The organism is Chryseobacterium sp. SIMBA_028, assembly GCF_046535285.1.
GTDB lineage: Bacteria > Bacteroidota > Bacteroidia > Flavobacteriales > Weeksellaceae > Chryseobacterium.
This window is the reverse complement of sequence record NZ_JAWRWZ010000530.1, coordinates 1-256: the sequence shown is the minus strand read 5'-3', so window position 1 is coordinate 256 and position 256 is coordinate 1. Positions and strand designations below refer to the sequence as shown.

Below are 256 nucleotides of genomic sequence, written 5' to 3'. Positions count from 1 at the left end.
CTAATGAAGGGGCGCATCAGCGTGAACTGGATCAATCGTTATATCGACGAGCCGTTGCTGGACGGCGCGGCGAGCGTGCTCAGGGCATGGCATATCCGTACCGGCCAGGCGCCGGAACGGCTGGAGCCGGTCTGGAATCTCATCGTCATCTCGCTTCTGACGGCAGGCTGCTGGTATGGGCTGTCGGGCATGCCGCTGGCGCTCAGCCTCGCGGCTCTCCTGGCGCTCGCTCTGCCGTCGCTGCGCAAGCTTCTGC

Annotated in this window: 1 protein-coding gene; it reads left to right on the top strand. The window is 64.8% G+C overall.

Going from position 1 to position 256, the window contains the following annotated elements:
- On the top strand, positions 1-256 hold a 256-nt coding region (locus SCA31_RS24385), incomplete at both ends, for a hypothetical protein (protein WP_410699557.1).